At 59.6% G+C, this 20,080-nt stretch carries 17 protein-coding genes; 6 read left to right on the forward strand and 11 right to left on the reverse strand.

All coding sequences use genetic code 11. The features are described 5' to 3' along the window. From BK662_RS28010 to BK662_RS28055, 10 genes are all read right to left on the reverse strand, one after another. The coding region (locus tag BK662_RS28010) for a calcium-binding protein (RefSeq protein ID WP_375539014.1) at positions 1 to 359 on the reverse strand (359 nt) is incomplete at its 3' end. Between the two features lie 218 nt (positions 360 to 577). Continuing rightward, complete coding sequence (locus BK662_RS28015) at positions 578 to 4,150, reverse strand: glycosyltransferase (RefSeq protein WP_123360241.1); 3,573 nt, start codon at positions 4,148 to 4,150, stop codon at positions 578 to 580. 135 nt (positions 4,151 to 4,285) lie between these two features. Then, positions 4,286 to 5,854 (reverse strand): flagellar hook-associated protein 3, encoded by a 1,569-nt coding sequence (locus tag BK662_RS28020; RefSeq protein ID WP_123360242.1) that lies wholly within the window; start codon positions 5,852 to 5,854, stop codon positions 4,286 to 4,288. A gap of 13 nt (positions 5,855 to 5,867) precedes the next feature. Next, a complete protein-coding gene (gene flgK, locus BK662_RS28025) occupies positions 5,868 to 7,928 on the reverse strand; it encodes a flagellar hook-associated protein FlgK (protein ID WP_123360243.1) in 2,061 nt (686 codons plus the stop codon). A 23-nt stretch (positions 7,929 to 7,951) separates the two neighbouring features. Further along, a complete protein-coding gene (flgJ, locus tag BK662_RS28030) occupies positions 7,952 to 9,265 on the reverse strand; it encodes a flagellar assembly peptidoglycan hydrolase FlgJ (RefSeq protein ID WP_123360244.1) in 1,314 nt (437 codons plus the stop codon). Positions 9,266 to 9,276: 11 nt separating this feature from the next. Continuing rightward, positions 9,277 to 10,386: a flagellar basal body P-ring protein FlgI gene (locus BK662_RS28035; RefSeq protein ID WP_123360245.1), complete on the reverse strand. Its 1,110-nt coding sequence runs from the start codon at positions 10,384 to 10,386 to the stop codon at positions 9,277 to 9,279. A gap of 18 nt (positions 10,387 to 10,404) precedes the next feature. After that, the gene (gene flgH / locus BK662_RS28040; protein ID WP_123360246.1) at positions 10,405 to 11,100 is read right to left on the reverse strand and encodes a flagellar basal body L-ring protein FlgH; all 696 of its coding nucleotides are present in this window, start codon (positions 11,098 to 11,100) and stop codon (positions 10,405 to 10,407) included. 52 nt (positions 11,101 to 11,152) lie between these two features. Next, complete coding sequence (gene flgG, locus BK662_RS28045) at positions 11,153 to 11,938, reverse strand: flagellar basal-body rod protein FlgG (protein ID WP_008011001.1); 786 nt, start codon at positions 11,936 to 11,938, stop codon at positions 11,153 to 11,155. 45 nt (positions 11,939 to 11,983) lie between these two features. Beyond that, the gene (gene flgF, locus BK662_RS28050; protein ID WP_123360247.1) at positions 11,984 to 12,724 is read right to left on the reverse strand and encodes a flagellar basal-body rod protein FlgF; all 741 of its coding nucleotides are present in this window, start codon (positions 12,722 to 12,724) and stop codon (positions 11,984 to 11,986) included. A 367-nt stretch (positions 12,725 to 13,091) separates the two neighbouring features. Beyond that, positions 13,092 to 14,651, reverse strand: coding sequence for a sigma-54-dependent phenylalanine hydroxylase transcriptional regulator PhhR (locus BK662_RS28055; protein ID WP_007902506.1), 1,560 nt, complete (start codon positions 14,649 to 14,651; stop codon positions 13,092 to 13,094). A 400-nt stretch (positions 14,652 to 15,051) separates the two neighbouring features. On the opposite strand from BK662_RS28055, the gene phhA reads away from it, so the two are divergent. From phhA to BK662_RS28080, 6 genes are all read left to right on the forward strand, one after another. Next, the gene (gene phhA, locus BK662_RS28060; RefSeq protein ID WP_123360248.1) at positions 15,052 to 15,837 is read left to right on the forward strand and encodes a phenylalanine 4-monooxygenase; all 786 of its coding nucleotides are present in this window, start codon (positions 15,052 to 15,054) and stop codon (positions 15,835 to 15,837) included. 104 nt (positions 15,838 to 15,941) lie between these two features. After that, positions 15,942 to 16,298: a 4a-hydroxytetrahydrobiopterin dehydratase gene (locus tag BK662_RS28065; protein ID WP_010457024.1), complete on the forward strand. Its 357-nt coding sequence runs from the start codon at positions 15,942 to 15,944 to the stop codon at positions 16,296 to 16,298. Then, positions 16,298 to 17,491 (forward strand): amino acid aminotransferase, encoded by a 1,194-nt coding sequence (locus BK662_RS28070; RefSeq protein WP_123360249.1) that lies wholly within the window; start codon positions 16,298 to 16,300, stop codon positions 17,489 to 17,491. The genes BK662_RS28065 and BK662_RS28070 overlap by 1 nt, the downstream gene beginning before the upstream one ends. 345 nt (positions 17,492 to 17,836) lie before the next feature. Further along, the gene (locus tag BK662_RS35580) at positions 17,837 to 17,968 is read left to right on the forward strand and encodes a hypothetical protein (protein WP_007902501.1); all 132 of its coding nucleotides are present in this window, start codon (positions 17,837 to 17,839) and stop codon (positions 17,966 to 17,968) included. A gap of 75 nt (positions 17,969 to 18,043) precedes the next feature. Continuing rightward, the gene (locus tag BK662_RS28075) at positions 18,044 to 18,226 is read left to right on the forward strand and encodes a hypothetical protein (protein WP_008010996.1); all 183 of its coding nucleotides are present in this window, start codon (positions 18,044 to 18,046) and stop codon (positions 18,224 to 18,226) included. Between the two features lie 104 nt (positions 18,227 to 18,330). Continuing rightward, positions 18,331 to 19,530 (forward strand): MFS transporter, encoded by a 1,200-nt coding sequence (locus BK662_RS28080; RefSeq protein ID WP_123360250.1) that lies wholly within the window; start codon positions 18,331 to 18,333, stop codon positions 19,528 to 19,530. On the opposite strand, the gene arfB is transcribed toward BK662_RS28080, so the two are convergent. Next, a complete protein-coding gene (gene arfB / locus BK662_RS28085) occupies positions 19,527 to 19,940 on the reverse strand; it encodes an alternative ribosome rescue aminoacyl-tRNA hydrolase ArfB (RefSeq protein WP_123360251.1) in 414 nt (137 codons plus the stop codon). The genes BK662_RS28080 and arfB overlap by 4 nt on opposite strands. Positions 19,941 to 20,080 lie beyond the last annotated feature (140 nt).

Here is a 20,080-nt window from a genome sequence, read left to right on the forward strand (position 1 = left end):
GTGGCGCTGGTGTTGATGTAGTAGATATCGTCCCCGGCACCGCCTTCGAATGCTATCCCGCCCAACGCAACGGTGAAGCTGTCGTTGAATGCCGAACCGATGACCTTTTCAACGTTGACCAAGGTGTCACCCTCGGCGTCGCCGCCGATGCCGGCCAGCCCCGTACCCAGACGAATATCAACGTTCACCGCAGCGGCCGACGCCGAATAGTCCACGGTGTCAGTACCAGTGCCGCCATCCAGCTTGTCCGCACCGGCACTCCCTTTGATCACATCATTGCCACCCAAGGCATAGATCTCATCATCCCCACTGGTACCTGTCAGCGTATCCACGCCGTTTGTCCCGTTTATCACTGCCATTTCGACATCTTCCTTGCCATGTTGTTGAACCAGATACCTGCCGCCACAACGACCTGCAAACGCAGGTCACTGACGAATCTTTCAATGAACGAAGCCTTGGCGATTTATCGACACAAACGACACAAAGCTTGAGCCCCCACCGCAAAGCTTGTAACGCCCCCCCGATACAAACAAAACAGGCGGCCCAAGGCCGCCTGCAGGTGTACATCCATGCTCGATCAGTTTGGCAACCAGCCCTCGGCCCAGTAGTTGAGGTTATTGCCCTTGAGCATGTAATCGCGCAGCACTTCCTCACGCAGTGCATCACCCATGCGATAGCTCGCATCAGGGTCGGACAGGTGCATGCGGATTGCCTCAAGCCACTCCTCGGTGCTGTTGCTCACGACCTTGGTGCAGGGCAAATAGCCGCGATAGGCTTCAGTGTCGGTGCAAATCACCGGGTAACCACAAGCGCCGTACTCCAACAGACGCAGGTTACTCTTGCAGTCGTTGAAGATATGGAACTCCAATGGTGCCAAGGCCAGGTCAAGGTTCAGGCTAGCCAGTTTGGCCGGATAGGCCTCCAGGCCGATGCTGGGATGGAACTCATGGACAAACGGACGCAAAGCCGGTGGACACATGCCGAAGAACACCCATTCGACTTCATTGGCAAGCAGGCGTACCACGTCCGCAATGATCGCCAGGTCTCCATCATGACTCGTCCCACCGCCCCAACCCACGCGAGGTTTGCGAGAGGTGCGGCGCTGACTGGTGAGCCCGACCCAGAGATGCGGCGCAAGCATGTTCGGGACCACCCGGATATCGTGATGCATGTCCCGCAAAGCGTCGGCCAAGGGCTGGGTCGAGACCACAACCCGATCACACAACCCTATGCCACGGCGTACTATTTTATCGACCCCGACCTCGGCCTTGCGCAGGTGCGCGTTTTTTTTCGGGACATCAATCACATAATCGTCAAGTTCAAAGATGCGCAAAGCGTGCGAACAGTTTTTGACTCGCTCAACCTCATCGACCGCATTCTGGCTATAGCGCCCCTGCAACACGATCACGTCGGGAGAGCACCGTTCAAGGTCAATGTCTGTCGGCGTGTGATAACTCAGGTGCCCCACCACGCGCCCGGCCGCCTCCAATTCACGGAACGGCTGGGCAACCCGGTAATGGCCCACTGCTGTGGTATTGATTGGAATCGCCAGAATCTTTGGCAAAAGCTGACGCGAGAACGGGTCCCAACCATCCTTGAACCCCGGCTCCAGACTGAAGTTGCTGGCGCCCAGACTCAGATTGGGGTTGTAGGCCGGATCCCTGGCTATCACCGGTAACCATCGCTGGTAAAAACTTTTCTGCTCGGCCTGCAGCACCCTGGGAGCAGGATTGAAGGCAGCGGATGGAACCACTCGCATCAATTCGGCGTAGGGAGTCCACACCACCAGGTATCCGTTTTGCTTCACACGCAGGCAAAAGTCAGCGCCATTAAGTGTTTGCGCCAGATTTTGCTCGTCCAGGCCGTGCAGATCATCAAAAACCTTCTTGCGCACCAGCAGGCAATCGATGCTCACGGCACTGAAGTTCTGCACTGTCTGCTGGCGCTGCATGTAACCCGACGTGTTGAGTGGCTCGCCACGATTGGGAACACCAATGACACCCCGCAACCCCAGCACCTGGGCCGTTCCCTCGATACGCCCTTGCGGACTTACCAGCCGACCGCCGACCACGCCGACTTCCGGACGCTGAGCGTGGTTGAGCAACTCGTCGAGCCAGTCAGGATTGACGACGATGCTGTAGGGACTGAGAAACAACAAATAGTCACCACGGGCGTGGCCGGCAGCGAAGTTCTGCACTGCCGCCAGATTGTCGCCATGATCACAGCGCAACACCCGAAGTTTGTCACTGCCCATTTGCTCCATGGCCGACAGCCAGTTGCAGGCATCAACAGCAGTGCTGCCATTGTCGACAATGAGAACTTCATAGCGTTGGCAGGCGGTTTTCTCCAACAGGCTTTCGACGCAACGCTCCAGGGAGCTCAGTTCATCACGGGCCGCAATGACAATCGAGACCATGGCCGGCTCATCATGCAGGTAGTCCACACGATTGATCATCGGCTGGCTGCCAGGGCGAATCCGGTGCGGTGCGCCGAGCCGCTGCAGATGCGCGGCCAGCACGCGAGGGTTCTGCTCGATAATCTGCGGCTGCGTGAGCCACTGGGAGAGACGCAGAGCAGACTCCACGAGAATTTCAGCAATATGCCCTATCGCATGCGGCCCGTTACTCTCCACCAGTCGCCAGACCAGATCATGCACACCCTGCTCGCCAAAACCGTGTTGCATGCCACCCAGTTCGATCATCCGCTGCCGCTGCAGGGCCAGCACGCGGCCGACATAGGGATAGCTGCGCATCAGATCCAGGTTGAAGTCCGGCTTGAACACCGGCTCGACCGAGACGTCATCCCGCAATCCGCCCTCGTCGCTGTAGAGGCAGCGCACGTCAGGTATTTCCACTATGCGCTCTGCCAGCAACAGTAAAGCCAGTTCATTCAAGCGATCACCCGCGCGAACCAGATAGATCCAGTCTGCATTGTCCAACTGGGCCAACAGGCGATTGAACTGGGCAACCGGCTCATCATCCAGGCGCACATGGCGCACACCGTCGCATGGCGCGTGCTGCAATTGGGACAGCACTACCACTTGCTCGGCGGCGTAGGTCTGATGACGAATGCTCTTGAGTGTCTCTTCCAGCGCCGGAACATCGCCGTCGCTGTCGAGAACAATCGGCACGATGCGCGGACGCCAGCTCCAACCCTGCAAACGGGCGTCGAGCAAACGTTGCTGGGCCGGTTTCAAACGACGGCACGACAGCCATTCCCGGTACATGTCGGCAAAGCTGTCGCACTCGACGCCTACCCGGGTATGCACCATCGTTTGAATGAAGCCCAGTTGCCGGCCCAGCGCGGTTTCTTCCCAGGCATAGGCGTGCCCTTCAACCGCATCGGCCAGCGCCAGATAACGCACCCAACCCGGCGCAGGCGCCGGCTCACCACTGCGCAAGGCAAGCATTTGCTTGAGCCAGTCGAGCTCGGTCATTACCGCAGCCTTGACTGGCGCCTGGTTGCTTAGCCGCGCCGGATGCAAACGCTCAAGGCTCGACACCTGACTCACCACCACCAGATTGCCACGCCGTAGCAGACAGGCGAACAAGGCGAAGTCCAGACGAGCGATAAAACCTTCGCCTATCTGGGTCAGGGCCGGCAAATATTCCAGTGCATGCCGGGTTCGCAACAAGGCCCCGCTGAGGCCACTGAGAAAATTGACCAGACTGCTTTCCAGAATGCCCAGCAGATCCTCCCCCTTGAACAAGGTGACACCCGTGGAAAAACAGCAATTTTCCACACGGTCGGAAAGCAGGATGTAATCACCGTCGTAAAACTGCCGCTGGCCGATCACCAGGTTGACGTCGTCGTGGTCGATGAAGCCGACGATCTGCTGAGTGATGCATTCAGGGAGTAGCTGGTCGTCGTCGCACAGCAACTTCAGATAATCACCGCTGGCCTCTTGCGCGCAGGCCATGAGGTTGGCCTGAAAACCCAGGCGCTGCGGATTGCGCACATAGCGCAGGCGAATCGAGACAGGCACCTCACTGGCATCGACGATCTCGCGGATCTCGTCACCACCACTGTCATCGCAGACGATCACTTCAAGATTGGCGTAGGTCTGATTGAGCGCGCTTTGCAGTGCCGTCTGGAAGAACTGCGGATTGAAGGCAGGAATGGCAATGGTGACAAGAGGTGCTGGTTTCACGGTGGGAGAACTCGCGAGCGGCGGGAGCTTACTTCAACGAAGTGAAACTCCCCGAACCGCTGAATAAAGACGGTTTGCACTCGGCAGTCGCAAGCCTTCGCGAGATCATCGCGAGATCATCGCGAAGGCCCTGACTCAGACTTTGTTGAACAGCCCCAACTGAGCAATCTTGCTGAACGCCAGCTGCGAAGCTTGCAACATGGTCTGCTGCAGAGTCAGGCGGGTCATCACTTCAGCCGGATCGGAGTCGCGAATGGCCGATTGGGTCTGAGTGTTGGCGAGTGCCAGGCTCTGATTGATATCGGTCTGGGTATCCAATGACGCACCGCGACCACCTACAGAACTGATACTCGAAGCAAGTTGATCCATACCGCTGGACAGGTTGCCGATACCGGCAGTGACTGCAGCGTTCATTTGTTGAATGGCAATCGGATTATTATTGGTTGGCGTCGACAGCGCTGTTTTCAGCTGGCTGACGGTGTCCAGAATGTTTTGGGTCTGGTGCGTGTTGACCGCCACCGAGAACTGATCGCCTGCACCCGGCGTACCGGCCACGGTGAACGAGACACCCGATGCTGTCGCGGTCGTACCGGCCATGGTACCGGTGGACACCGGTTTACTGTTGGCGGTCAATGGCGCGGCATAGAGTTCGAAGTTCGTGGCACTGGTGAACTTGAGAATCGCCCCGCCGCCCGGGAAGCTGGCGTGGTAGTCGGTGCTGTTGGTCACAGAGGCGCCTGTCACCAGTGCGGTCGACGGGTTGCCCGGGCTGCGCGAAGTGTTGAAGCTGTCCGGCTTGGCTGCCAGCGTGAAGCTGTGCCCGGTGATCACGGTCCCCGGAACATCCCCCGCTTGCAGGTTGATGTTCAACTTCAGATCAATGCCACGAAAACTGACAGTCTGTGTGGCCGCACCACTGGTGGAACTGAACACGCCGTTCTGACTGGCCTCGGCGGTGACATCATTACCTGACGAGTCAGTAATTTGCAGCTGCGTGCCGCTGACGAAATTCACGGTGTAAGGCTCGCCGCTGCGGAACTTGGCGTTGTAGGTGACATCGGATTCGACCTGACCGTTGGACAACACCACACGACCATCATCTACCGCAGGCGCGGTAAGCGTGGCCTGAGTCCGGGTGGTGTTGATCGCCTGCTGGAATACGTCCCAACCGGTGCTGTTGGTGGCCATCGACTGGGTATCGCCGATTGGCAGATCCAGCGTGACCTGATCACCGTTGTAGGTGTAGCTGCCATCGGTGTTGCGGGTGAACGGCACCACATCGCCCTTGGATCCGGCGAAGATGTACTTGCCGTTTTCATCCTTGGTGTTCATCAGGCTGAGCAGTTGTTCTTCGATCTGCCCCAGTTCGGAAGCGTTGGCCTGGCGGTCGGCATCGGTATAACCAGCGTTGCCAGCGCCCAGCGCCAGCTCTTTGGCACGCTGCAGCACGTTGCCGATACTGGTCATCACCGCTTCGGTCTGGCCGAGGGTGCCCTTGATGGTCGTCATGTTGGCCGAATACTGATCAAGCATCGAAGCCTGTTGACCCAATTGCAGCAAACGCGAAGCGCCAACCGGATCATCGGCCGCGGTGTTGACGCGAACCAGGCTGCTGGCTTCTTCACTGCTCTTGACCACGTTGGAGAAATTCTTCTGATAGTTGGCAGCAGAGGACTCGTAAAACTGGGCGGTAGAAATGCGCATGGGCTACGACTCCTTAAAGACTATTGATCAGTGTGCTGAAGATTTCCTGCGCAGCCTTGATGATCTGCGAAGACGCGGTGTAGTACTGCTGGTACTTGACCAGGTTGCCGGTTTCCTCATCGAGGTCGACACCCGACAGCGAATCGCGAGCCCCCTTGGCGTTGGCCAGAATCGCTTCGGTAGCAGCGCTGTCGAGCTTGCCTTGGGCGGCTTTGGCACCAACACCCGAGACCAGTTTGCCGTAGGCGTCGTTCAGGGAAATACCGTTGCTGGCCGAACCGGTGTCCACAGTCTGCTTGGTCTGCAAGGCGGCCAGTGTGGTGCCGTTACGGTTGTCCAGCGAACCCGGCTGGCTGAGCGATACGTTGATCGCGGTGCCGTTGGCTGGCGAACCGGCCACGGTCATGTCAAACGACACAGTACGCTGCACGATGGGCGGTCCCGGATCATTGATCGCGGCACCGCTGGCGTCGACCAGTGGAACGGTCAGGCTCAGCGTATTGTTCTGGCCGGGCACGATAGTGCCGCTGCTGAGTGCATTACCCTGGGCATCGAGCATTTGGTAAGTCTGAGTCGTACCACCGGCCGCACCAAATACGATTTTGACCGGCGTCGAAGTCTTCAGGCCGTTCTGGATCGTGGTGGTCGTCGCCGTGTCGTAGATATCGAACTTCGTGGTCAGGGTCGGTTGGCCGCTGGCTGGAATCGTCAGCGTGCCGCTACCGCCCGCAGCAATGGCCGCGCCCAACGGTGCCGCGATGGCCAGACGCTTGGAGTCGGTCATCTCGGTCTTGATGTTGGTCGCCGCGTTGCGGGTCGGGGTGATCTTGAAGGTGTCGCCGGCGGCGGCAGTACCACCGGTGAGCTTCATGGAGAAACCATCGATCACCGGTGGCGGTGTGGTCAGCGTGCTGAACGCGCCCATGGCGGTGCCTTCAGGCAGGCGCTGCACGGTATAGTTCGTGGCGCTGGTGAAGGTGACCTTGTAATCGTTGATGGTCAGCTTGCCGCTGTCCTCGATGCTCACGTCGAAGTTGCCTGAGCCGGCGCTGTTGCCGACTGTGGCGACGCTGCGCTGAGCCATTTGCGCGGCACTGTTGATGCTGTTGAACAGGTTCGAACCGAAGTCACCGTTCTTGTCGATGCCTTGGGCCTGAATGGTGTTCATCTGATCGGCGACGACCAGCGCCACGCGACCCAGCTCATTCATGGCCGGGTCCAGCACGGTGCTGCGATAACGCAGCAAGCCCCCCATCTCGCCACCGGTCACCACCGAAGTGATGTCGATGGTGCTCGAACCGCGATTGAGCTGAATGGCCGAACGCGACGGGTCGTCTTTGCTCGGCACCACTTCCAGCTTGCTGGCGGTGCTGCCCATGACCAGCGGCTGACCGCTGCCCAGGTAAATATCGAGGTTACCGTCCCGCTCAATCACTTGCGCACCGGTGAAGGTGGACAGCTGACGTACAGTCTCGTTGCGTGCATCGAGCAAGTCGTTGGGCTGGCCGCCGGCGTTGGAAACTTCGGAGATCTTCTGGTTCAACTGGGCCACGGTGGCGGCCAATTTGTTGACCTGATCGGCCATGTCCGCCAGGTTGCCGTTGATGTTCGCGTTCTGCGTCGTCAACTGGCTGGAGATCGAGTTGAACCGGTTGCTCAGGGCTTGCGCATCGCTGAGCAGCAGTTGGCGGGAAGCATCGTCGCCCGGTTTGGCGTTGACGTTCTGTACCGAGGCGAAGAACTTGGTCAGGGCGCCATTGAGGCCAGTGCCACTGTCCGACAGCAACGCATCGAGCGGGCTGATCTGCCCGGCGTAGGCCGCCGAATCGCTGTTGAGCGAAGTGGTGGTTTGCAGCTGCGCATCGAGGTAGCTGTTGTACACCCGACGCACATCGGCGAGGGTCGTACCGGTGCCGATGTAGACATTGCCGAACTGATTCGAGGCCTTGGTGCCCTGCACGGTTTGCTGGCGTGAGTACCCGGAGGTGTCGGCGTTGGCAATGTTATTGCCGGTAGTCATCAGCGCGGTTTGGCTAGAGGATAAACCCGACATCCCGATATTGAGCAAACTCATGGTTCAAACCTTATACCTTGTGCCTATAAAGGCGTGGTGGAAGCGCCCGCCGCAGCGTAGTTTTGGTAACTCGTCATCTGCTTGGCTATCTGCGAAATCTTGCTTGCGTAATCCGGGTCGGTTGCATACCCGGCTTTTTGCAACTCGCGTACAAACTGTTCTGGGTTATCGGCCGACTTCAGCACATCTTGATAGCGATTATTGCTTTGCAGCAGCGTCACAAGGTCATGGAAGCTGTCCTTGTAAGAGCCGTAGGAACGGAACTCGGCCGTCTCCTTGACCATCTCGCCATTTCTGAATTCACTGGTGATCGCCCGGGCCGAATCACCCTTCCAGTTACTGCTGGCCTTGATACCGAACAGGTTGTGGCTGCTGCTGCCATCCTGGGCACGCATGACCGATTTACCCCAACCGGTTTCCAGGGCTGCCTGGGCCACCAGATAACGTGGATCGACACCGATGCGTTCGGCAGCCTCTTTGGCCATCGGCAGCATGGTGTTGACGAATTCGTCGGCGGAACTGAAGGCTTTCTTCGCCGGTGCCAGGGGTATTTGAGCCATGGCACGGCCATAAATCTGCAGGCGCCCGCTGGAGGTCGTATCCGTTTGCGAAGCCAGCCAATCGCCGTTGTACAGGGGGCCGGAACCAGCCTTGGTGCTCTGCGGCAACGGGATGTTGTTCTGCGCCTTTGTGGCAGTCGCTGTTGTGGCGGTCGTTGCCGGGGTCAATGCCGACGGCACCAGCCCGGCGAGCAAACGATCGGCCAGTTTCGGTGGCAACGCCAGGCGCCGCTGATTGATCAGCGCCATGTCATTGCGATGAGCGCCCTCGCCCGCGCTGGTCGGCGTCTTCACCGAGCGCGAAGCCCACAACGGACGTTCACCATTGAGACGCGACAGCGGCCCGTGGGTGGCGACCGTACCCGCGGCAATCGGTGTTTCCACGGCGGCTTTCGCGGCAGCCTGCTTGGCGGCAGACGCTGCCGCAGCCTCACCCGGCGCCATTGGCTTGTTCTTCGACATCTGGCGCATCAGTACGTCCGCCAGGCCAATACCGCCGCCTTCGCGGGACATGGAAACGGCCAACTGCTGGTCGTACATTTCCTGGTATTGCTTGGCCGCCGGCGTGTTGAGGGGATTGTCCTGGCCTAGAGCTTCGGTGGCCGAGCGCATGGACTTGAGCATTTCACCAAGGAACAGCGACTCGAATTCCTGCGCCACTTTGCGCATGTTCGCATCGCTGTTCTTGTCGCCGACCTTGAGCTGGTTCAGACGGTTCAGGTCCGAATAGGAACCTGAGTCGCTGCTGCTGACCAGACCGCTTTTGCGCATATCCATGGTCGCCGTCCTCAGATCACGATCAGGTCGGCTTGCAACGCGCCGGCCTGCTTCAGCGCTTCGAGGATCGCCATCAAGTCACCCGGTGCCGCGCCGACCTGGTTCACCGCACGGACGATTTCGTCGAGGGTGGTGCCCGGGCCGAACTTGAACATCGGTTTGGCTTCTTGCTGGGCATTGACCCGCGAGCGCGGCACGACCGCCGTCTGCCCGTTGGACAGAGGGCCGGGCTGGCTGACGATCGGGTCTTCGGTGATGGTCACGGTCAGGCTGCCGTGGGTCACGGCGGCCGGGGAAACCTTGACGTTCTGGCCGATCACGATGGTGCCGGTGCGCGAGTTGATGATGACTTTCGCCACCGCCTGACCCGGGTCGACTTCGAGGTTTTCGAGGATCGACAAATAGTCGACCCGCTGGCTCGGATCGAGTGGCGCAGTCACGCGGATCGAACCACCGTCGATGGCCTGAGCGACGCCAGGGCCAAGCATGTTGTTGATCTTGTCGACGATGCGCTTGGCCGTGGTGAAGTCCGAACGGTTGAGGTTCAGGGTCAGGCTGTTGCCCTGATTGAAACCGCTTGGCACTGCACGCTCGACCGATGCACCGCCAGGGATGCGACCGGCTGACGGAACGTTGACGGTGATCTTCGAACCGTCACGACCTTCGGCATCGAAACCGCCAACCACCAGGTTGCCCTGAGCGATGGCGTAGACGTTTCCATCGATACCTTTGAGCGGCGTCAGCAGCAAGGTACCGCCGCGCAGGCTCTTGGAGTTACCGATGGAGGCAACGGTGATATCCACCTGCTGACCCGGCTTGGCGAACGCCGGCAAGTCGGCACTGATCGATACCGCCGCGACGTTCTTCAACTGCACGTTGCCCGAACCTGCCGGCACCTTGATGCCGAACTGCGAAAGCATGTTGTTGAAAGTCTGCAGGGTGAACGGGGTCTGGGTCGTCTGGTCACCGGTGCCGTTAAGCCCGACCACCAGGCCGTAGCCGATCAATTGGTTGGAACGCACGCCGGAAATACTGGCGATGTCCTTCAGTCGCTCGGCTTGAGCATCGAAGGCTGCCGTCAGCAACAGGGCGCCCACCATCAGGTGTTTGAAGTTCAACATGCTCACCAGAGAAGCCACCTAGAAAGGGAACAGCGGGCTGAGGAAGAAACGGTCGAACCAGCCTGGCTGACTCGCATCGGCAAACGCGCCGGTACCCGAATAGGTGATGCGTGCATCGGCAACGCGAGTCGACGACACGGTGTTGTCGGTGGCGATGTCATCGGCGCGAACGAGGCCGGCAATCCGCACCAGCTCATCACCGGTATTGAGCGTCAGCCACTTCTCGCCACGCACGGCGATGATGCCGTTGGGCAACACGTCGGCGACGGTCACGGTGATCGAACCGGTCAGGCTGTTGCTCTGGCCGGACTTGCTGTCGCCCTTCGTTGAGCGGTCGGCGCTATAGCCGGCGTTCAGACTCAGGTCGTTGCCACCGATCGGGTTATTGGTGGTCAGGCTGGAACCGAACAACGAGGTCAGGCCGATCTTGTTATCGCTGTTCTTGTCCATCTGCGAGTTAGCGTTCTTGCTCGCCTGGGTACGCTCGTTCAGGGTAATGGTGATGATGTCACCGACCCGGAACGCCTTGCGGTCGCTGTACAGGTTCTGTTCGAAACCGGCCTGGTAGATCGAGCCGTTATTGGCGGCAGCCGGCAGCGGCGTACGCGGCAACACCGGGGCGTAGTAAGGGTCATTGGGCTTGGGCGGCGGGGCAACGCAGCCCGCGAGCACGACGACCCCACTCAGTGCCAGAACAGATACAAAGCGATTCATGACCCTACCTCACGGTGTTGCAGGCGACCTCATGGCCGCCTCATAGACTTGATTACAGATTCTGCGTTACGAACGAGAGCATCTGGTCGGCGGTGGAGATCACCTTGGAGTTCATCTCGTAGGCGCGCTGAGTGGTGATCATGTTGACCATCTCTTCAACGGTGCTGACGTTGGACGTTTCCAGGGTGTTCTGCAGCGTGGTGCCGAAACCGGCGAGGCCCGGGGTGCCGACTTGCGGCGCACCACTGGCAGCGGTTTCCAGGAACAGGTTGTTACCCACCGCTTGCAGACCGGCCGGGTTGATGAAGTCGGCGGTTTGCAGGTTGCCGATCACCTGGGAGGCCGGGTTGCCGGCAACGGTAATGGACACGGTGCCGTCACGGCCGACGGTGAAGGTCTGGGCGTCGTTCGGAATGACAATCGCCGGTTCCAGGGCGAAGCCGCTGGCGTTGACGATCTGGCCGTTGGAGTCCAGGTGGAACGTACCGTCACGGGTGTAGGACGTAGTGCCGTCCGGCTGCAGAATCTGGAAGAAACCGCGACCGTCGATGGCCATGTCCAACGGCTGCTCGGTGGTTTGCAAGCTACCGGCGGTGAAGTTTTTCTGGGTGCCGACGATGCGCACACCGGTACCCACTTGCAGACCCGACGGCAATTCGCTGTCCTGGGTCGACTGGGCGCCTGGCTGGCGTTTGATCTGATACAGCAAGTCCTGGAACTCGGCGCGGTCACGTTTGAAACCCGTGGTCGATACGTTCGCCAGGTTGTTGGAAATGGTGGTGAGGTTGGTGTCCTGGGCGGACAGACCAGTTTTGGCAACCCATAGAGCCGGAAGCATTCGATTCTCCTCGTGCGCCTGTTTTACGGCGCGACGTTCTGATAATTAGCTGATCTGCAAGACCCGAGCCATGGCCTGGTCATCGTCTTTGGCGGTGTTCATCATCTTGATGTGCAGCTCGAACTGCTTGGCCAGCGCCAGCACCGAGGTCATTTCTTCCACGGCATTGACGTTGCTCGACTCAAGGAACCCGGACACCAGTTTGACGTTGGCATCGGCCTGCGCCGGCTTGCCGTCCTTGGTGTGGATCGAACCGTCCAGGCCTTTGGTCATGTTCTTGAAGTCGGGGTTGACCAGTTTGATACGGTCGACTTCGGCCATTACACGCGGGCCTTCGCCCATCGCACGAATGCTGATGGTGCCGTCTTCGCCGACTTCGATTTGCTGCTCGGGCGGCACGGCAATCGGCCCGCCATTGCCTACCACCGGCATACCGTTGCCGGCGCGCAGCACGCCCAGCGCGTCAACGTTCAGGCTGCCGGTGCGCACGTAGCTTTCACCGCCATCGGGGTTCTGCACAGCGATCCAGCCGCTGCCTTGCACCGCGACATCAAGGTCGCGACCGGTTTCCACCAGCGAGCCCGCAGAGAAGTCGGTGGCCGGACGTTCGCTCATGGCAAACGCACGCGCCGGAAAGCTGTCACCAAACACCGGCATTGAACGGGCCTGTTCCAGGTCCTTCTGAAAACCATTGGTAGAGATGTTCGCCAGGTTGTTCGCATGAGCCTTCTGCGCCAGTGCATTCTGGCTGGCGCCGGTCATTGCCACATAAAGGTACTTGTCCACACTCTTTCCTCTGCATGCCGGACGTTTGCCGCCCACCGCTGTACTGCTGAGCCATAAGCAATTTGCAGACCAACTTTTTTCTGGCGGCGCAGGGCCCGGCAAACAAAGGACTTGAGGGATTCAGAGGGGATTGGGGGAATGTATCGAAGACGAAAAACCGGCGGTGTTATGCCGGTAGGAGGCAAGAGCCGGCCTTCATGACCGACTCAGTTCCCTGTGGCGAGGGGGCTTGCCCCCGTTCGGGCGCGAAGCGGCCGCAAAACCATCCGATGCGTTTTACCTGACAATATTCGGTTGCTGCATTTGGGGCTGCTTCGCAACCCAACGGGGGCAAGCCCCCTCGCCACAGAAGCCACTCGCCACAGAATTAGGTGTTGTCTTTACCGACTTCGTACTCACGCAACTTATTGGCAATGGTCGTATGCGAAACCCCCAACCGCTTGCCCAGTTGCCGACTGCTCGGATGCTCGGAATACAAACGCTCCAGCACCGCCTTCTCAAAGCGCCCGACAATTTCGTCCAAGCCACCCTCAAGGGAAAAATCGCCAAGCGGCTGACGCACGCCGTAGTCCGGCAGACGAATGTGCTCGGCCTTGACGGTGCCGCCGTCGCACAGGGAAACCGCCTGGAACAGTACGTTTTCCAACTGCCGCACATTACCCGGCCAGTGATAGTGACTGAGCCGTTCCATCGCCGCCGGCGCCAATTTCGGCAACGGGCAACCGATCTGTCGACTGGCCTGATCGAGGAAGTGCTCCACCAGCGGCGCCAATCCGTCGAGGCATTCGCGCAGCGGCGGGATGTGCAACGAAAGCACGTTCAAGCGGTGGTACAAATCCTGGCGAAACTCACCGCGAGCGCACAGCTCGGACAAGTCCACTTGAGTCGCGCAGATCACCCGCACATCCAGATAGACCTCTTCATCACTGCCGACACGACGGAAACAACCGTCCTGCAGAAAGCGCAGCAATTTCACCTGCAAGCGCGGGCTCATTTCGCCGACGCCATCGAGAAACAACGTACCGCCTGCCGTCAGCTCCAACAGCCCGAGCTTGCCTTCGGCCCGCGCCCCTTCGAAGGCGCCGGGGCCGTAGCCGAACAATTCGGTCTCGGCCATCGATTCCGGCAGACCGGCGCAGTTGAGCGCCATCAGCGGTGATTGCCCACGCGGGCTCGCCAGGTGACAGGCCCGCGCCAACAACTCTTTGCCGGTGCCGGTTTCGCCTTCTATCAATAGCGGCGCATCCAGTGGCGCCATGCGTCGCGCCTCGCGCACCACTGCAGCCATCACTTTCGAGCTCTGGAAAATGCTGTCGAAGCCGCGCAATTCCTGCTTGCGCACGTTATAAATGCGCTCGCCCACCCGATCCGCCCGGTGCAACGTCAACACCGCACCGGCCATGGCCTCGCTTTCGTCATGCTCCGATTGCAGTGGCGCGATGTCGGCGAGAAACACGTCGCCCTTGACCTTGACCCGCAAGCCGTTGATCCGCGACTTGTTGGCGCGCACCAGCTCCGGCAAATCGAAATCCTCGGCGTACCGTGACAGTGGAATCCCCGGCACCTCGTCCACCCGCACTCCGAGCAACTGCGCCGCCGCACGGTTGGCCGCGACGATGGAGCCACCCATGTCGATCGACAGCACCGGAAACTCCAAGGCACCGAGCAAGGCATTGAGTTCCATGTGCCGACGTTCGCTGGGCATCAGCCCTACACGCTTGACGCCGAATACCCCGCCAATCGCCTCGAACTTCGGACGCAGCGCCTGGAACTGAATGTTGATCAGGTTCGGGCAGTGCAGGTAGATCGCATTACCGTGCTCACCGCCCACTTCGCCGCGAGCGACGTTGATCCCGTACTCGACCAGCAGGTTGAGAATGTCGCGCAGGATACCGATGCGGTTCTGGCAGTGAACTTTGATACGCATATAAAGGCCCGTAACTGCAGTGAGAGGTTGATGCCAAGCGCACAACCTGTGGGAGCGGGCTTGCTCGCGAAAGCGGTCTGTCTGATACATCAATGTCGGATGTGCCGATGCTTTCGCGAGCAAGCCCGCTCCCACAGGGGTTCGCAGTGCCCCCGGATGTATTTTTTTGCCGAGAGGCTCAGTTAGTCGTCAAGATTATGTGACAGGTAGAGCGCTTTTCAAACCCGGAAAACTCAATACTTGCGCCATAGCGGTCAATGCGTAACGAATACTTTACGAAAAGCCGAGATTTTTCCTACGTACCACGCGGATCACCTGCTGCAACACCGCACGCCTTGGGGTATTTCTAGGTCTATAGCTGTACACACAACAAAAACGAATCCCCTAGCAGGAGAGCAGCATGAAGCAGACGCAATACGTGGCTCGCGAGCCCGATGCGCAAGGTTTTATCGACTACCCCGCCGAAGAACACGCGGTGTGGAACACGCTGATCACTCGCCAGCTGAAAGTGGTCGAGGGCCGTGCGTGCCAGGAGTACCTGGACGGTATCGAAAAACTCGGTCTGCCCCACGACCGCATTCCGCAACTCGGTGAAATCAACAAGGTCCTCGGTGAAACCACCGGCTGGCAGGTTGCCCGAGTCCCCGCACTGATTCCCTTCCAGACCTTTTTCGAATTGCTGGCAAACAAGCAGTTCCCGGTGGCGACCTTTATTCGTACCCGCGAAGAGCTGGATTACCTGCAAGAGCCGGACATTTTCCACGAGATCTTTGGCCACTGTCCGCTGCTGACCAACCCTTGGTTCGCCGAATTCACCCACACCTACGGCAAACTTGGCCTACAGGCTTCCAAGGAAGAACGCGTGTACCTGGCGCGCCTGTACTGGATGACCATCGAGTTCGGCCTGGTCGACACGCCACAAGGCCTGCGCATCTACGGTGGCGGCATTCTGTCCTCGCCCAAAGAAACCGTTTACTGCCTGTCGGACGAGCCGGAGCATCAGGCGTTCGACCCGCTGGAATGCATGCGCACGCCGTACCGCATCGACATCTTGCAACCGCTGTACTTTGTCCTGCCGAACCTCAAGCGCCTGTTCGATCTGGCCCACGAAGACATCATGGGCATGGTCAAGCAAGGTATGCAGTTGGGGTTGCACACGCCGAAATTTCCGCCAAAGGCTGCGTGATCCGCAGCTTTTAGAATCAAGTGAGTCTGTCAGGAACCACCGCTTTGGTTTAGCGTGGTGACACTGACAGCCGATTTCCAATAATTCGATTTCAGGAACCCATCATGTCCACATTAAACCAAGCCCATTGCGAAGCCTGCCGCGCCGACGCCCCTCAAGTCAGCGACGAAGAATTGCCGATCCTGATCAAGCAGATCCCCGACTGGAATATCGAAGTCCGCGACAGCGTGATGCAGCTGGAAAAAGTTTTCCTGTTCAAGAATTTCAAACACGCGCTGGCGTTCACCAACGCCGTCGGTGAAATCTCCGAGGCCGAAGGTCACCACCCAGGCCTGCTGACCGAATGGGGCAAAGTCACCGTGACCTGGTGGAGTCACTCCATCAAGGGCCTGCACCGCAACGACTTCATCATGGCCGCGCGCACCGACGAAGTGGCCAAGAACGCCGAGGGCCGCAAATAATGCATTTCGACGCCATAGGTCGAGTACCCGGCGACCCGATTCTCGGCCTGATGGAGGCCTATGCGCTGGACCCTAACCCGCGCAAATTCGACCTTGGCGTCGGTGTTTACAAAGACGCCCAGGGCCTGACGCCGATCCCCGAAGCGGTGAAACTCGCCGAGCAGCACTTGGTGGATCGTCAATCCACCAAGACCTACATCGGCGGCCACGGTAATGTAGCGTTCGGCAAGGTCATCAACGAGTTGGTGCTTGGCGCTGATTCGGCGCTGATTGCCGAACAACGGGCCGGCGCCACTCAAACGCCGGGCGGCACTGGCGCATTGCGTTTGAGCGCCGACTTCATCGCCCAATGCCTTCCGGGCCGTGGCGTGTGGTTGAGCAACCCGACCTGGCCGATCCACGAAACCATTTTCGCGGCGGCCGGGGTCAAGGTCAGTCATTACCCGTACGTGGGCAGCGATAACCGTCTGGACGTGGAAGCGATGCTGGCGGTGCTCAATCAAGCACCCAAGGGCGATGTGGTTCTGCTGCATGCCTGCTGCCACAACCCGACCGGTTTCGACCTGTCCCATGACGATTGGCGTCGGGTGCTGGACGTGGTGCGCAGTCGTGATTTGCTGCCTCTGATCGACTTCGCTTATCAGGGGTTCGGCGACGGCCTGGAGCAGGACGCCTGGTCGACGCGGTTGTTCGCCGCCGAGTTGCCGGAAGTGCTGATCACCAGTTCCTGCTCGAAGAACTTCGGCCTGTACCGCGACCGCACCGGCGCACTGATTGTCTGCGCGAAAACCGCCGACAAGCTGGTGGATATCCGCAGCCAACTGGCCAACATTGCCCGTAACCTGTGGTCGACGCCGCCGGATCATGGCGCCGCCGTGGTCGCGACCATCCTCGGCGATCCAGAGCTGAAAAGCCGCTGGGCCGACGAAGTGGAAGCCATGCGCTTGCGTATCGCCCAGTTGCGCAACGGTCTGGTCGAAGCGCTTGAACCCCATGGCTTGCGCGAGCGATTTGCGCACATTGGTGTGCAACGCGGGATGTTTTCCTACACCGGTTTGTCGCCGGAACAGGTCAAGCAACTGCGCGAGCATCACAGCGTGTACATGGTCAGCTCAGGCCGGGCTAACGTCGCGGGGATTGATGCGACGCGTCTGGATTTGCTGGCCGAAGCTATCGCTGAGGTCTGCAAGTAACCCCTCAAATACCTGCAAGCCCCCTGTGGGAGCGAGCCTGCTCGCGATAGCGATTTTTCAGTCACATTGATGCTGAATGTGCCGCCGCTATCGCGAGCAGGCTCGCTCCCACATTTGAAATGCAATCTCCTGTAGAAGCTGCCGGAGGCTGCGATCTTGATCTCCACCCCCCCCCCAAAATCGCAGGCTGCGCCAGCGCCTACACAGACCTGTCTAGACAATCCCATCCGTCGCAACAATTGGATATAAAAGTCTATTTGTCATTTCTCCTGCTGTATCCTGCGCAGGCTTTTTTAAAAGCGCGGATCTACCAGATCTATCAACAGACTTAGCGAGGAGCGCGACATGCACGAGATCCCTAATCTCCCCTTCCCAAGCCTGCACGAAACTGAGCAGACAACCACGCAACAAGCCGGTGCCCAACAGCCCGAGACGAAAGAAGCACCTGAACGCCGCCAGGCCGACAGCGAAGACTGATACACCCGCACGACCAGACCGTGTGGAAAGCGCTAATATGCGCTTTCCACACCGCCTGAACCTTGAGCCTCCCCCATGACCGACGAATTCAGTGCAACCCAGGCCAGCGTCCTGATCGGCACCGCCGAGAAGATGATCGAGATCTGGAACCGCCTTTCCCCCGAGAAACAAGCCGCCCTGCTGGCCCGCTTCGGCAGCGAAGAAAACGCCCTGGCCGCCCTGGTCACGACGCAATTGGTTGCCCCCGCCAAATCCTGATTATCCCCGCCCGGCAAATAGTTTTACTTTTCCACGCCCCGCGACCGCCCGCGCCGCTATCATAAGCAGCCTATCTATCCTGCTGCCCCGTGGACCTTTTACCCATGTCAGAAACCCAGCGCCCCATGGCGGTCACGCTGCAAGTCGTTTCCATCGTCCTGTTCACGTTCATCGGTTACCTGAATATCGGCATTCCCCTGGCCGTATTGCCGGGCTACGTCCATAGCGACCTCGGTTTCGGCGCCGTGATCGCCGGGCTGGTGATCAGCGTGCAATACCTGGCCACCCTGCTCAGTCGCCCTTACGCCGGGCGCATCATCGATAACAAGGGCAGCAAACTGGCAGTGATGTACGGCCTCGCCGGCTGTGGTTTGAGCGGTGTGTTCATGTTGATTTCGGCCTGGACGCAAAGCCTGCCGATGTTGAGCCTGATCAGCCTGTTGATCGGCCGACTGGTGCTCGGCAGCGCAGAAAGCCTGGTCGGTTCCGGTTCGATCGGCTGGGGCATCGGCCGGGTCGGCGCGGCGAACACTGCCAAGGTCATCTCCTGGAACGGCATCGCCAGTTATGGCGCACTGGCGGTCGGCGCGCCGTTGGGGGTGCTGCTGGTGAGTCAGTTGGGTTTGTGGAGCATGGGCGTGAGCATCGTGCTGCTGGCCGTTCTGGGCCTGGTGCTGGCCTGGCCAAAAACCGCTGCACCGATCGTTGTCGGCGAACGCCTGCCGTTCATGCATGTGCTGGGGCGGGTGTTTCCTCACGGTTGCGGCCTGGCCTTGGGCTCCATCGGCTTTGGCACTATTGCCACATTCATCACCCTGTATTACGCCACTCAGCACTGGTCCAACGCGGTGCTGTGCCTGAGCCTGTTCGGCGCCAGTTTTATCGGTGCGCGATTGCTGTTCGGTAACCTGATCAACCGCCTCGGCGGCTTTCGCGTGGCGATTGCCTGCTTGTCGGTGGAAACCCTGGGACTGTTGCTGCTGTGGCTGGCACCCGATGCCCATTGGGCACTGGCGGGTGCGGCGCTGAGCGGTTTCGGCTTTTCGTTGGTGTTCCCGGCGCTGGGCGTGGAAGCGGTCAACCTGGTGCCCGCCTCCAGCCGCGGCGCGGCAGTCGGGGCGTACTCGCTGTTTATCGATTTGTCGCTGGGGATCACCGGGCCGCTGGCGGGTGCGATTGCGGCTGGATTCGGGTTTGCCTCGATCTTCCTGTTTGCCGCCCTCGCCGCTTTGAGCGGATTGATGCTGAGCGTTTATCTGTACCGGCAGGCGCCCAAGTATCGCGAAGAAAGAGAAGCGCGTTAGAAATCGACCTTACCGCGTCCGGCCTTGATGCTGCCGCGCTTGGTCTTTGATTCGAGCCGACGCTTTTTCGAACCGAGGGTCGGCTTGGTCGGGCGGCGTTTCTTTTCAACCTTGGTGGCGCTGAGGATCAACTCGGTCAACCGCTCCAGCGCATCGGCGCGGTTGGCTTCCTGCGTACGGTATTGCTGGGCCTTGATGATCAACACGCCTTCGCTGGTGATGCGGCTGTCGCGCAGCGCCAGCAACCGTTCCTTGTAGAACTCGGGTAAGGACGAGGCCGGAATGTCGAAGCGCAGATGCACGGCGCTGGAGACCTTGTTGACGTTCTGCCCACCGGCGCCTTGCGCACGAATGGCCGTCAATTCGATCTCGGTATCCGGCAGATGCACGTTGTTGGAAATCACCAGCATGGAAAAAAGTCCGGTATCAGGGCGTTCAGGATACCGCGAATCAGATATCCGGCACGCCGAAGATCAACTGTGGGAGCGAGCCTGCTCGCGAAAGCGGTGTGTCAGACAACATCGATATTGAATGTGCTGACCCCATCGCG

It is taken from the genome of Pseudomonas frederiksbergensis (assembly GCF_003732275.1).
In the GTDB taxonomy this organism is placed as follows: domain Bacteria; phylum Pseudomonadota; class Gammaproteobacteria; order Pseudomonadales; family Pseudomonadaceae; genus Aquipseudomonas; species Aquipseudomonas frederiksbergensis_H.